The organism is Rhodoplanes sp. Z2-YC6860 (assembly GCF_001579845.1).
In the GTDB taxonomy this organism is placed as follows: domain Bacteria; phylum Pseudomonadota; class Alphaproteobacteria; order Rhizobiales; family Xanthobacteraceae; genus Z2-YC6860.
The window spans coordinates 2,554,156-2,567,942 of the sequence record NZ_CP007440.1; the positions used below are offsets into that span (position 1 = coordinate 2,554,156).

11 protein-coding genes are annotated in these 13,787 nt (G+C 65.4%); 6 read left to right on the forward strand and 5 right to left on the reverse strand.

Annotated features, from left to right (window positions below; genetic code table 11):
• Positions 1-128: 128 nt before the first annotated feature.
• Positions 129-1,049: an ABC transporter substrate-binding protein gene (locus tag RHPLAN_RS11980; RefSeq protein WP_237180119.1), complete on the reverse strand. Its 921-nt coding sequence runs from the start codon at positions 1,047-1,049 to the stop codon at positions 129-131.
• Between the two features lie 309 nt (positions 1,050-1,358).
• On the opposite strand from RHPLAN_RS11980, the gene RHPLAN_RS11985 reads away from it, so the two are divergent.
• From RHPLAN_RS11985 to atzF, 4 genes are all read left to right on the forward strand, one after another.
• Entirely contained in the window at positions 1,359-2,273 is a 915-nt protein-coding gene (locus RHPLAN_RS11985) for a LysR family transcriptional regulator (RefSeq protein WP_068017822.1), read from the forward strand.
• An 88-nt stretch (positions 2,274-2,361) separates the two neighbouring features.
• A complete protein-coding gene (locus RHPLAN_RS11990) occupies positions 2,362-3,741 on the forward strand; it encodes a cytosine deaminase (RefSeq protein WP_068017825.1) in 1,380 nt (459 codons plus the stop codon).
• 8 nt (positions 3,742-3,749) lie between these two features.
• Complete coding sequence (locus tag RHPLAN_RS11995) at positions 3,750-5,267, forward strand: class I adenylate-forming enzyme family protein (RefSeq protein ID WP_068017828.1); 1,518 nt, start codon at positions 3,750-3,752, stop codon at positions 5,265-5,267.
• 24 nt (positions 5,268-5,291) lie between these two features.
• Positions 5,292-7,079, forward strand: coding sequence for an allophanate hydrolase (gene atzF, locus RHPLAN_RS12000; RefSeq protein ID WP_068017830.1), 1,788 nt, complete (start codon positions 5,292-5,294; stop codon positions 7,077-7,079).
• A gap of 151 nt (positions 7,080-7,230) precedes the next feature.
• Here atzF and RHPLAN_RS12005 read toward each other — a convergent pair whose 3' ends face one another.
• The 3 genes from RHPLAN_RS12005 to RHPLAN_RS12015 form a co-directional block, all read right to left on the reverse strand.
• Positions 7,231-8,613 (reverse strand): AtzE family amidohydrolase, encoded by a 1,383-nt coding sequence (locus tag RHPLAN_RS12005; protein WP_068017834.1) that lies wholly within the window; start codon positions 8,611-8,613, stop codon positions 7,231-7,233.
• 10 nt (positions 8,614-8,623) lie between these two features.
• Positions 8,624-8,902 carry a DUF4089 domain-containing protein gene (locus tag RHPLAN_RS40935; RefSeq protein WP_068017837.1) on the reverse strand — a complete coding sequence of 93 codons (279 nt, stop codon included), beginning with the start codon at positions 8,900-8,902 and terminating at the stop codon, positions 8,624-8,626.
• A 183-nt stretch (positions 8,903-9,085) separates the two neighbouring features.
• Positions 9,086-10,018: a sugar kinase gene (locus RHPLAN_RS12015; protein WP_068017840.1), complete on the reverse strand. Its 933-nt coding sequence runs from the start codon at positions 10,016-10,018 to the stop codon at positions 9,086-9,088.
• Between the two features lie 160 nt (positions 10,019-10,178).
• Here RHPLAN_RS12015 and RHPLAN_RS12020 point away from each other — a divergent pair, with 160 nt between their 5' ends.
• Positions 10,179-10,685 carry a DUF1993 domain-containing protein gene (locus tag RHPLAN_RS12020; protein WP_068017843.1) on the forward strand — a complete coding sequence of 169 codons (507 nt, stop codon included), beginning with the start codon at positions 10,179-10,181 and terminating at the stop codon, positions 10,683-10,685.
• A gap of 40 nt (positions 10,686-10,725) precedes the next feature.
• Positions 10,726-12,480 carry an amidohydrolase gene (locus RHPLAN_RS12025; RefSeq protein ID WP_237180120.1) on the forward strand — a complete coding sequence of 585 codons (1,755 nt, stop codon included), beginning with the start codon at positions 10,726-10,728 and terminating at the stop codon, positions 12,478-12,480.
• Between the two features lie 176 nt (positions 12,481-12,656).
• Here the strand turns inward: RHPLAN_RS12025 and RHPLAN_RS12030 are convergent, their stop codons facing one another.
• Positions 12,657-13,733: an LLM class flavin-dependent oxidoreductase gene (locus RHPLAN_RS12030; protein ID WP_068017845.1), complete on the reverse strand. Its 1,077-nt coding sequence runs from the start codon at positions 13,731-13,733 to the stop codon at positions 12,657-12,659.
• Positions 13,734-13,787: the final 54 nt, after the last annotated feature.

The window sequence follows — 13,787 nt, forward strand, 5'->3', positions numbered from 1 at the left end:
TTTCGCCGCCGTCATTCCGGGGCGCGCCAAAGGCGCGAACCCGGAATCCAGTTCCAGCGGCAGTCTTTGCTTGTCTGGATTCCGGGTTCGCTTGCTTCGCAAGCGCCCCGGAATGACCGCCGATAGATTCAACGCGACGTGATCTTCAGATCCTTCACAAACTCCGTCGTAAAACCCTTCTTCCAGTCGGTGTCGGCTGCCAGCAGGCCTTCCTGCACCATCAGGTCGTAGGTCGCTTTCCAGCGCGCCTCGGTGATGATGCCCATTCCCATGGTCTTGGCGTCGCCGCCGTCGGCGACTTCGAGCTCGTTCAGCCGCTTGATGCCGAACGCGATCTGCTCGGCGCTCATCTTCGGGTTGTCGGCTTGGATCAGCGCGTTGGCGGGCGAGGGGTCGCCCTTAAGATAGCTCTTCCAGCCTTCGATCGAAGCGCGCACGAAGCGGCGCGCGACGTCCGGACGCTCGGCCGCGAACTTGCTCTGGGCCACCATCGTGGTGCCGTAGGGCGGATAGCCGTAATCGGCCATCAGGAAGAACTTCACCGGCACGCCCTTTTGCATCGCCTGGAACGGCTCCGACGACGGATAGGACTGCTGCACGATGTTCTTGTCGTTGAAGAACGGCTGCAGGTTGAACGTGTAGGCCTGGGTCTGCGCGTCGGTGTAGCCGAACTTGCGCTTCATCCACGGCCACCACGAGGTGCGGCCCGGCGTCGCGACCAGGATGGTCTTGTCCTTCATGTCGTCGAGACCCTTCACGTCATCATGCGTCATGATGCCTTGCAGGTCCTTCTGGAACGACGTCGCGATGGTGATGACCGGCAGCCCCTTGGCGATCGAATTGAGGACCTGGAAATCGTAGCCCATCATCACGTCGGCCTCGCCGGCGAGCAGGAGCTGTAAGCCGTTCACCTGCGGGCCGCCCATTTTGATGGTGACGTCGAGGCCGGCCTTCTCGTAAATCCCCGCGGCCTTCGCCTGATAGAAACCGCCGTGCTCGGCCTGCGCGTACCAGCTCGTGAGAAACGTGACCTTGTCTGCGGCGTTCACGGCGCTGCTGATGATTGACAGAGCCGCGGCTGTGGCAAGGCATGTGAACCCAAGACAAGCGAACCGAAAGCGCGACATGGTGTGTCCTCTGAAAAACGTTGCGATGACGCCGCGGCTTTCAGCGGCGCAGGCTCGCCCCCGAGCCTCTCTTGACATCAGGATGGGCAATTTGAATGTTTGTAAAAAGCATCAATTTTCGCCTTGAGTGATGCCTTCGAGGCATCGATGGCGAAGCCTTATGCAGCCCGATGAAAGTGCGGGCAGCCCGCATTTTTCGAGGATCGGCGGCGCAGCCGCGGAGAACGAGCCATGTTGCACTCCCGCCTGCTGAAATACCTCGACGAGGTCGCCCGCCTGGGCTCGATCCGGAAGGCTTCGGCGCGGCTCAATGTTGCCTCTTCGGCGATCAACCGGCAGATCCTGGCTTTGGAAAATGAGCTGGGAACCCCGATTTTCGAGCGCATGCCACGCCGTCTGCGGCTCACCGCGACCGGCGAAGTGCTGATCGCCCATGTGCGCGAGACGCTCAAAGGTCATGCCCGAGTCGAATCGCACATCGAGGCATTGAAGGGCCTCACCCGCGGCGAGGCCACCATCGCGACCATGAACGGGCTCGCGGCGGGGCCATTGCCGCGCTTCCTCAGCGGCGTTCTCGATGCGCATCCGCGCGTGCATATCCGGCTCCGCGTGCTGCCGCTCGATCAGATCACCAACGCGGTGCTGACGGGTGAGGCCGATCTGGCGCTGACCTACAATCCGGTCTCGAGCGCCGGCATCCGCATCGTCGCGAGCTACGATCTGCCGATCGGCGCAGTGGTGTCGGCGAAGCATCCGCTCGCCAAGCGGCGGCAGGTGCGGCTCGCCGACTGCGCCGAGTTTGCCATGGCGATTTCCGACCACTCCATGACGATCAGGCCGGCGGTCGATCTCGCCTTTACGCATGCCAACATTCCGTTGCATCCGACCATCGAGACCAATTCGATCGAGTTCATGAAGAAGATCGCGCGAAGCGGCCAGGCGATCACATTCCTCAATCCTGTCGATGTCGCGGAGGAGGTCGGGGCCGGCGAGCTCCGCCATCTGGAACTGCAGGAGATGGCCGGGCATCCGATCGCGCTTAAGCTGATGGTCCGTGCGCGGAGCGCGCTGGACACGTTTCCGAGCCTCGTGGTCGAGGAGCTGCGCAAGGCGATGCCGCGGCTCGATCCGGTTGACGCGGATTGACTGGCCGACTGCTTGGCATGGCGCTTGCCTGAAATAGCAGCAATTGCAAAGCTCGCCGCATCACACAGGAGCGAGAGTCAGCCCGCCAATGCCATCCCGGTTTTCCGATCTCGTCTGGCCTGACACGGCGTCCTACCGGATCGCCAATGCGCGCATTCCGCTTTGCTTTGTGGCCGCTCCGCACGGCTTTGCGCCGCAAGATCGCGAGCCGGACCGCGAGGACGGCACGGCGCTGATCGACATCCTGATCGACAATGGCCGGATCGAACGGCTGATATCTGCGGGAACATCTCCGGCCGATGAGCGACCATCCGTCGATCTGAACGGCCGCCAGGTGTGGCCGATGCTGGTCGACGCGCACACCCATCTCGATCGCGGCCACACCGTGGTGCGCTCGCCCAATGCGAGCGGCACCTTCAAGGATGCGGTGCTGGCCACCGCGGCCGACCGGAAGAAATGGACGCACGAGGATCTGCTGACGCGGATGAGCTTTGGCATCCGCAGCGCCTATGCGCATGGCGTTTCGGCGATCCGCACGCATTTGGATTCGGTGCCCGAGCAGGCGCAGCGGAGCTGGCCGGCGTTTCGCGAGATGCGCGAAGAGTGGAAGGGCCACGTCGCCCTGCAGGCGGTGTCGCTCTTGCCGATCGACCTCTTCCGCGGCGATTGGGGCGATCAGCTCGCCAAGCTCGTTGCCGAATCCGGCGGCGTGCTCGGCGCGGTGACGCGCGCCGCCGCCCAGAGCAGCCATGGTGCGCCGCTCGACGATCTCGACTCGCTGCTCGACCGGCTGTTCGGGCTCGCGGCGCGTTATGATCTCGACATCGACCTGCATGTCGACGAGACCAACGATCCGCGCTCGGCAGCGCTGCCTTATGTGGCGCGCGCGGCGCTGCGCCACAATTATCGCGACCGCGTGACCTGCGGGCACTGCTGCAGCCTCGCGGTGCAGCCTGACGACGAGGCCGACCGCACCATGGACCTGCTGGCGCAAGCCGGCGTCAACGTGATCACGCTGCCGACCGTCAATCTCTATTTGCAGGACCGTGGCGGCGGCCGCACGCCGCGCTGGCGCGGCGTCACCCTGGTGCATGAGATGCGAAAGCGCGGCGTCACGGTGGCCGCGGCCGGCGACAACTGCCGCGACTGCTTCTACGCCTACGGCGATCACGACATGATCGACACCTTCCGGCAGGCGGTGCGGATTCTGCACCTCGACCATCCGCTCGCCGAGGCGCCCGCGCTCGTCGGACCTGCGCCGGCGCGCATCGCCAGGCTCACGGAGCAGGGCCGCATTGCCGTCGGCGCCCCGGCGCGGCTGATCGCGTTCAACGCGCGCACGCTCAACGAGGTGGTGTCGCGGCATCAGGCCGACCGCGTCGTGATCGACGGCAAGCGCAGCCAGGCCCGCGTGCCGGACTATTCCGAGCTGTGGGACGACGCGCTCGTGTCCGGCACGCAAGCATAGAGCCTCTCATGTTGATGCATCAGCTTCTCTATGACGGGGCGGCGCGCAATCCCGACAAGATCGCGTTTCGCTGGGTCGACCGCGACCGCACGCTGACCTTCAGCCAGGCCGCGGTGGAGATGGAGCATTTCGCGGGCGCGCTGCATCAGCTCGGCGTGCGCAAGGGCGACCGCGTCACGATCTTCGCCCACAACGGCATGGACTACTTGCTTGGTCTGTTCGCCTGCTGGCGCATCGGCGCCATCGCGGCGCTGGTCAACATCCGCTTTGCCGACGAGCTCGACTATTACTTCGCCGACCACGAGCCCAGCGTCGTGATCTACACCCACGACATGGCGGAGCCGGTGAAGCGTGCCGCGGCAAGCGTGAAGACCATCCGTGCGCTGGTCTGCATGGACGGTCCACAGCCCGGCGCCGAAAGCCTGCCGGCCTTGCTCAGCGCCAAGCTGATGCCGCCGCCCGATCCGGCCGACGAGAGCGCGATCGCGCATCTGTCTTATACGTCGGGCACCACCGGAAAGCCCAAGGGCGCGTGCCTCATGCACGAGCCGACCATGCGGGCGGCGAACTGCATCGCCGAGCGGCTGCGCATCACCGGCGATGATGTGTCGTTCGGGCCGACCGCGCTTTCCAGTTCCTATCAGCTGGTCGGCAATCTCCTGCCGCCGCTGCATCGTGGCGTGACCGTCAACGTGATGGGCCGCTGGACGCAAAGCTCCGGCTGGGACGCACTCGACAAGACGGCGTCGACCATTCTGGTCGCCAATCCCACATTGCTCGCCGAACTGCTGCTGGAATCGCGGACGCGCGGACGCATGCCGCAGCGCCTGCGGCTCACGGTGTCCGGCGGCGCGCCGGTGCCGCCGACGCTGAAGCGCGCCTTGCGCGACGAATGGAAAATGCCGCTCGCCGAAAGCTACGGCCAGAGCGAGCTCGGCGGCTTCATGGCGCTGGGCGATCCGGTCCTCGCGTCCGACGAGAAGTTCGGCGCGGCTGGGCGGCCGCTCCCTGACAAGGAGGTCCGAATTCTGGACGCCGACGGCACCGAATGTCCGATCGGCGAGGTCGGCGAAGTGTGCCTGCGCGGCGGTTTCATGGAGTGCTACTGGGGCAAGCCCGACAAGACTGCCGAGGCGCTGCGCGGCGGCTGGCTGCACTCGGGCGACGCCGGCTCCATGGACCGCGACGGCTATATCACCATGCGCGGGCGCTTCGCCGAACTGATCAAGGTCGATGGCCGCACCTGGTTTCCGCGTGACGTCGAAGAGGCGCTGTGCACGCAAGATGGTGTCAAGGAGGCCGCGGTGGTGGCGCTGCCTGATAACAAGCTCGGCCAGCGGCCGGTTGCCTACATTACGACCACCAACGGCGCGGTCGATCTCGCGAAGCTCAAGCAGGCGATCGTGCCGCTCGTGACTTACGATCTCGCGCCGCTTACCATCAAGAGCGTGGCGGCCTTCCCGATGACGCCGACCGGGAAGATCGCCAAGGCTGAACTGCGGCAGAGCGCCCTCGCGGAGGGCTGATCGCGTGAGAGAGGTGGGGCTTTCTTGGCTGAGACCGTCGACGCGATCGTTGCCGCGCACCGCGCCGGAAGGCTGACGCCACGCGAAACCGTCGCGCGCAGTTATGCGCGGCTGCGCGCGTACGACGATCCCGCGCTGTTCATCAGTGTGCGCGACGAGGCCGAGGCGCTGGCCGAGGCCGATGCGATTGCCAAGACACATGCTGACCGTCCGTTGTTCGGTGTGCCGGTCGCGATCAAGGACAACATCGACGCCGGAGGTCTTCCGACCACCGTGGCCTGTCCGGCGTTCTCGCATAAGCCCGCCCACGACTCGACCGCGGTGGCGCGGCTGCGCGCAGCGGGCGCCATCGTCATCGGCAAGACCAATCTCGATCAGTTCGCGACGGGTCTGGTCGGCGTGCGCTCGCCCTACGGCGTGCCGCGCAATCCGTTCGATCCGGCTGTCATCCCGGGTGGCTCGAGCTCCGGCTCGGCGGTGGCGGTCGCGGCCGGCATCGTGCCGCTTGCGCTCGGCACCGACACCGCGGGCTCCGGCCGCGTGCCGGCCGGGCTGAACAACATCGTCGGGCTGAAGCCGAGCCTTGGCCTCGTCTCGACCGCGGGCGTGGTGCCGGCGTGCCGCACGCTCGATTGCGTTTCGGTGTTCGCGCTCACGACCGACGACGCCTGGACCGCGCTTGCCGTCATGGCCGGGTCCGACAAGGCCGATCCCTATTCGCGGCCGCGCCCGCTCGGGGCGCCCGGGGCGATGGGACAGAGCATCCGGCTTGGCGTGCCGATCGCCTCGCAGCGGCTGTTCTTCGGCGATCAGGTGGCGGCCGGGATTTATATGAAGGCCATCGAACGCTTCGCCGCGCTTGGCGCGACGATTATCGAGACCGATATCGAGCCGCTCTACGAGACCGCGCGGCTCCTCTACGAAGGCCCGTGGGTCGCCGAACGTTATCTCGCGATTAAATCGCTGCTCGCGTCGTCGCCGGATGCCATCCATCCGGTGACGCGCAAGATCATCCTCGACGGCGCGCGGCCGACCGCGGCGGATACGTTCGCGGCCTATTACGAGCTCGAAGAGCTGCGCCGCGTCCGCGACGCGATCTTCGGCGGCATCGACGCGCTGCTGCTGCCGACCGCGCCGACGGTCTACACCGTGCAGCAGGTGCTGGCCGATCCGATCGGGCTCAACAGCCGGCTCGGCACCTACACCAACTTCGTCAATCTGCTCGATCTCTGCGGCCTGGCGCTGCCGGCCGCGATGCGTGGCGACGGCGTGCCATCGGGCGTGACGCTGCTGGCGCCCGGCGGGCACGATGCGTTCCTCGCCTCGATCGGCCGCGTGTTCCATGCCGACACCGCGCTGCCGCTCGGGGCACTGAAGCTTGCGCAGCCGCCACTTGCGCCGCTATCGCGGGCACCCGCGCCAAACGAAATCGCGCTGGCGGTGGTCGGCGCGCATCTCTCCGGCCTGCCGCTGAACCATGAGCTGCGCAATCTCGGCGCGCGGCTGTTGCAGGCCACCTCGACCGCGCCGGACTACAAGCTGTTCGCGCTCCCCGGCGGCCCGCCGCGGCGGCCCGGAATGCTGCGCGTCGCCGCCGGGCAGGGCAGCGCCATCGAACTGGAAACCTGGGCGATGAGCGCCGAAGCTTTCGGCCGCTTCGTCGCGAACGTGCCGCCGCCGCTCTCCATCGGTACGCTCAAGCTTGCCGACGGCAGCGCCGTCAAAGGCTTCCTGGTCGAGGCCGAAGCGATCACCGGCGCGCAGGATATTTCCGGCTTCGGCGGCTGGCGCGCCTACATGGCGAAAGCCTAGATATTTTTTCGTGCGGCGAACCCAACCATCGTCATGGCCGGGCTTGTCCCGGCCATCTCGATTAGGGATGCATTGTGCTCACCTAAGCGGTATGCCCGCGACAAGCGCGGGCATGACGGCGGAGTTTGATGTTACCGCTGTGGAAAGTACTCTAAAACTCAGGTTTCGGCGCGACGGCGACGCCGCTCTGCTCCAGCTTTTCGGCCACCCGCAATGCCAAATCTTCGCGCCACGGCGCCGCGATGATCTGCACCCCGATCGGCAGCGGCGACAAGGGGATGGGTGCTGCCACCACCGGCAAACCGATGAACGAGATCGGCTGCGTGTAGACGCCGATATTCGGCCGCAGCAGCATCTCGACGCCGTCGAGCACGAATGTCTGCTGGCCGATCTTCGGCGCGGTGGTGGGCGTTGCCGGCGCCAGGATGATGTCCACCTCGCCGAACAGCTTCAGCACTTCGCCGCGATACCAGCGCCGGAATTTCTGCGCCTGATTGACGAGCGCGGCCGGCACCAGCGCGCCGGCGATGAGCCGGTCGCGCACCGCGGGGTCGAAATCGCGCGCCTGCTTGCGCAGGCGTTCGAGATGCAGCGCCGCGCCCTCGGTCGCGGTGATCACGTAAGCGGCCGACCGCGCGCGTTCGGCTTCGGGGATCTCGATCTCGCGGGTGACGCCCAGCGCCTTGGTGACAAGCTTCATCGCCTCGCGCGTTTCGGCCGATGCGCCCTTTCGGAAATAGCCGCCCGCGACCGCGATCCGCAGGCCGTCGATGCCGTGGTTGAGCGTCGGCAGCGCGGCCTCAACCGGACGATCGGCGCAGGCCGCGTCGTCGGCGTCGGGCCCCTGCATGACATCGTAGGCGAGCGCCAGATCCTTCGTCGTCCGCGCGAACGGTCCGAGATGGTCGAAACTCGCAACGAAGGGAAAGCTTCGCGCCCGCGACAGCCGGCCATACGTGGGCTTCAGCCCGAAGATGCCGCAGAACGACGACGGCACTCTAATTGACCCGTTGGTGTCTGAACCCAGGGCGAGCGGCACGAGTCCGCCCGCAACGGCGCCGCCCGATCCGCTCGACGAGCCGCCGGTCATGTGCGCGATATCGTGCGGGTTGTGCGCATTGCCGTCGTGCACGTTCTCGCCGGTGAAGTCGTAAGCGTATTCGCCCATGTTGAGCGCACCGACCAGCACGGCACCGGCGGCCTCAAGGCGTTCAATGAGCGTCGCGTCGCGCCCGGCAGGCTTGTGCTTGCGGTTGATCTTGGAGCCGGCGCGGGTCGGCAGTCCTTCGACATCGAACAGGTTCTTTACCGCGAACGGCACGCCCGCAAGTGGCCCGAGAGGCTGGCCCTCGCTCCGCGCCTTGTCCAGGGCTTGAGCCTTGGCCCGCGCACGCCCGGCCGTGACATCGGTGAAGGCGTTGAGCGTCTTGTTGAGGCTCTTGATGCGGGTGAGGGCTGCTTCCGTGATCGAAAGCGCGCTGCGCTCGCCATTCTGAACGAGGCGCGCGATCTCCGAGGCGCTGGTCCATTCCATGCTGCGGGCCTCAGGCTTTGAACACGGGCGCGGGCTCTGCCTCGTCGGGCAGGGCAAAGGCCGTGACGGTCGCGCCGTGGCGCAGCGTGATATCGAGATGCGTTCGCACCGCCGGCATCCAGGCTTTGTCGACAGCGAGCCCAAGCGCGCGTGCGCCGGAGACGATGAAATCGTCGAGCGCGTGCGCCGATTTCGGCGCTGCGGTCGCGCGCTTTTTGGCCTTTACGGATTTGCGGGTTTTGGGCGATGGCCGGCTCCGCGGCTTCGGCTTTTGCGGACGTCGCGGCATCGGTGGTGCTCCATGAGTGCGGTTGAAGGACGTCGTTGGGTTTGGCAAAGCTTATGCCAACTGGCGTCGCAGCATAGCACCGATTCAGGGCTGGACATTCGCGAGGCGCCACGCCCTCAAGCCTACAAAACAGGCGGCGTCCTCAATCCCGGGACTCACACTTTATATAAGGATGAGTCGCCACTACCGCATGGCGCCGGCGCGAATCGGCCGCTCCGTCACGGTCTGCGGCCGGCGGAATTCCTGCATGACGCGTTCGATATCGCTGTGGGCCGGAAGCCCGGCCTCGTTGCCAAGGTGCTGGATCTTGAACGCGGACGCCGCCGCGGCAAAGCTGAAATGCTCCTCCCAGCGCTGGCTCTTGTTGCGCAGATACGAATAGACGTAGGCGCCGTGGAAAACGTCGCCCGCGCCGCTGGTGTCGCGCACGCGCGCATGCGGCACCGGGAACGCCGGCGAAAGCTGGACGGTGCCGCTCTCGTCGTACCAGAGGAGGCCAAGCTCGCCGAGCGTCACGCCGCCGATCCTGCAGCCGCGCTCCTTGAGATAGTTCAGCGTGTCCTCGGGCGATTTGTCCATCTGCTCGCAGAAACGCTCCGCCACCACGGCGACGTCGATGAATGCGAGCAGTTCGTGAGTGTTCGAGCGCAATCCGCCGCCGTCGAGCGACGTGAGAATGCCGGCCTTGCGGCAACGCTGTGCGTAGAACAGCGCGGCGTCGGCCTGATGCCCGTCGATATGCAACGCGCTGCAGCCCTGCAGGTCGAGTTTGGGGAATGGCTCCAGATAGCCATCGTCCCGGCAGCGCACGATCGCGCGCTTGTTGCCCTTGGGCATGACGAAGGACAGCGAAGACCGCGTGACGTGCCGCACATGCAGATGCACGTCGTATTTCGCCGTCATGTCGAGAAACATGTTTCCGAGCCAGTCGTCGGCGTTGGTGGTGATCAGATCGGGCTTGATGCCGAGCTTGGCGCAGGCGAAGGCCGCGGTCACCGCATTGCCGCCGAATGATACCGCATAGTCCGAGGCCACGGACTTCTCGTCGCCCTGCGGGATGTGATCGGCGATGAAGGTGACGTCGATGTAGGTCTGACCGATGAAGAGGGCTTCCATTCCGGCCTCGTCTTGAACCGCTTCCAGTCGCCCCAGCCGGACGCGCCCGACCCGGGGCAGTCTTTATCAAATAGGAGCAGCCGGAAAAGGTTCCCAGGGGTACCAAAGCGCTCGCGTTCGGCGATAATCGGCTTTCTCTTCCGAAACCCGAATGGCCCCGATGTACCATCCAGTGATTTCACAATGCATTCAGAACCTGAAGTGCCTGGAGACCTGTCTCGACAAGGCCGAGCAGCACGCCGCCGCCAAGAAGTTCGACGTCGGCGTGCTGATGACGAGCCGCCTCGCGCCCGACATGCAGCCCTTCATCTACCAGGTCCAAAGCGCCTGCGATTACGTCAAGGCCGCGGCCGCCTGGCTCTCAGGCCAGAGTCCGCCCAGGCATGAGGACAACGAGCAGACGGTCGACGAACTGCGCGCGCGCATCCGCAAGACCGTCGCCCTCGCGGAGAGCATGAAGGAGGCGCAATACGCCGGTGCGAGCGAGCGTAAGGTCAAACTCTCATGGGCACCCGGCAAGGTCATCGGCGGCGAGGACTACCTGCTGCAGTTGACGATCCCCAACACCTTTTTCCACTTGGCGATGGCCTATGCCATCCTCCGCCACAACGGCGTCGATGTCGGCAAGCGGGATTTCCTAGGGCCGGTCAATTTCGTCGACGCTTGATCGGCGTTACGATGTGCCGCCCTCGACACGGAGAGGAGCCATGAAGCGGCGTGAATTCATCAAAGCGTTTGGCGCGGCGGCCGCGGCTTGGCCGTTCGCCGCGAACGCGCAGCCGCTGTCGGCATCGGTTGGCGATTCACGCTCTGCGGATCTCATCATCTCAGGTGGCAACATCCTGACGCAGAATCCGTCGGAACCCGTGGTGCAAGCCCTCGCGGTGAAAGGCGAACGCATCCTTGCCGTCGGCGCGGCTGGTGACATCGCGTCGTTGCGCGGGCCGCAAACCCGATTGATCGATCTGGCGGGCCGTACCGTATTGCCGGGCATCATTGATGCGCATGCGCATATGGAGCGGGAAGCCCTCAAAGAGCAGCGAATTTCATTGGCGGGGCTGCGGTCGGTCGGCGATATCCTGAATGTGATCCGGACTGCGGTTCAGCGTGCCAAGCTTGGCGAATGGATCGTGACGATGCCGGTCGGCGATCCGCCGTATTACTTCGGCGGCCCCGAGGTTCTGACTGAACGCCGCATGCCGTCGCGGTCCGAGCTGGATCGCGTCGCGCCGGACAATCCGGTCTATATCTCGGGATCGTTCAACAATTGGGGCGAGCCGCCCGGCTATTCGGCGCTGAACAGTCTGGCGCTGCGCATCAGCGGCATCACCGCCGCGACGGTGCCGACCTGCTCTGGTGTCGAAATCGTCAAGGACGCCAGCGGTGAGCCGACGGGCCTCATCATCGAAACCAACGACCGGCCGACGGTCGAGTTCGATCTGCTGAAGGCTGTCCCAAAGTTCACCTGGCAGCAGCGTCTCGACGCCATTCGCGCCTCGATGAAGCTCTACAACGCGGTCGGGACCACAAGCGCGTATGAGGGGCACGGCTCGTCCCCCGAAACGCTGGCGCTCTATCGCGCGCTTTGGGAGCGCGGCGAGCTCAGCGTGCGAATGTCGCTCGTTGTGAGCCCGACCTGGACCAACAGCGCGCAGGCGATGCGGGACCTTCGCGATCTGCTTCCCTATGCGAGCGGGCAGGGGTTGGGCGATCGTTGGCTCCGTGTCTCCGGCGTCTTCATTGGTCAGTCTGGAGAGAAGGCCTTCCGCGATGCCTCGCTCGCTGCGCTGCCTGACACTGGCTGGTCCGGCTTCGTCGAATACGCCAACACGTTGAGCGAATATCGTGATTATGTGATGACGGCTGCGGAGCTTGGATTCCGCGTGCATTCAATCGCGGCGAACAATCTCGACAAGGTGCTTGCGATCTGGGCGGAGGCGGACGAGCGCTTCAACATCAAGCAGAAGCGCTGGGTCATCGAACATCTGGCGATCGTCAAGCCCGCCGAGGCTGCAATGATCAAGCGCCTGGGCGTCCACGTGACGACCATCCCCAGCAAGACGTTCTGGAAACGCGGCCCAAGGCTGGCGACCCAAGCAGGTAATGCAGAGTTCGTCACACCGCACCGAACCTTCCTCAACGAGGGCATTCCCAACGCCATCGGCACGGACAACGTGCCCTACAGCCAGTTCTTTCCGCTGTGGAACGTGACAACGCGGCAATGCCGGAACGGTGAGGTTGTTGGTCCCGGGCAACGGTTGACGGTTGCGGAGGCGCTGCCGCTGTTCACGCGCGAGGGCGCCAGGCTGTCATTCGATGACCAGAAGGGCACGTTGCGCGCCGGTATGCTGGCTGATTTCGCCGTACTCGATCGCGATTTGATGTCGACGCGGTTGGATGACATCAAGGATATCCGTGCGCAGACGACCGTGGTCGGAGGACGGATCGTCCACGAGGCATGAGTGACCGCGAGCCACAACGGCGGTGTCATCGCCGGGCTTGGCCCGGCGATCCATGAGCGCGTGCGGTAACGGCAGTCGTAAGAGTGTTCTTCGATGCGTAACCGTATGGACCCGCGGGCGACAGCCTTCGTGTTGCGCGGGTGTGCTTCCAAGCCAACGTAAAACGCCGCAGCCGCCTAAACCGCCTTCAGCTTCGCGGCGGCTTCCACATTCACCAGCGGGATCACCTCGCGGCCGAATTTTTCCACGCCGTCGATCATCGGCGTAAACCGCGTCATCATCGTATCGATGCCGATCTCTTCGTATCGTCGCAGCCGCTCGGCGACGAATTCCGGTGTGCCGACCAGGCCGGCGCCGAGTGCGTTGACCATGCGGTCGAGAGCCACGGCGTTGCGTTCGGCGTCCTCCGCCTGCCGCTCGGCCTCGTCCTGGCTGTCAGCCACGATGATCTGCGGATTGATCGCGAAACGAAGTTTGCGGCCGTGCGAGGCGGCAAGCTCGCGCATGGCTGCAACGTCGGCCGCCATGCGCGCGATGTTGGTTTCAAAGTTGCGGAAGCCCGGCTTGTATTCGGCGAACCAGACGTCGCCGTATTGCGCGATCAAGGCCTTGCCGTCGGGCGCGCGGCTCGCCGCATAGATCGGCGGGTGGGGGAGTTGGCTGGGCTTTGCGACCACATCGCCAGGGTCCGGCATCACCACCTTGCCGTCGGCGCCCTGCATCGCGGCCTGGACATGGGCGCGGTAGAACGCACCGTCGAAATTGAAATCGGGATCGGTCCACAGCCCCTTGATCACCGCGATGTACTCTCCCATGCGCGGGTAGCGCTCGCTGTCGCCGATCCAGGTGCCGTTTGAGAACAGCTCGAACTCCTCCATCCACCAGCCGTTGACGATGTTGAGCGCGGCGCGGCCGCCGCTGATGCGATCGAGACTCGAGGCCATCTTGGCCACCACCTGCGGCGACACCATACCGGGATGCACCGCGACCATGAGCTCGATGCGCTTCGTCACCATGGCGAGCGCGGAGGCGAGCACCCAGGCTGACAGGTCCGGGCCGAGATAGCGCTCGGCGATCAGCGTGGTGTGGAAGCCGAGCTCGTCTGCGCGCCGCACCACGTCGCAGGCGTGCTCGAAGGTGCCGTCGCGCGCCCCGGCCAGATTGGGCACGGCTTTGATCTCGGCCAGCGCGCGGTCCATGCGCGGCTCGGGCCGGATGGTGTGTGGCAGCGGAGTCCAGATTCCAAAATGCATGGCGCGTCTCGATGCCGCTCCGGATCGGTATAGGTCTTGCCTGCCTGCTTTGTT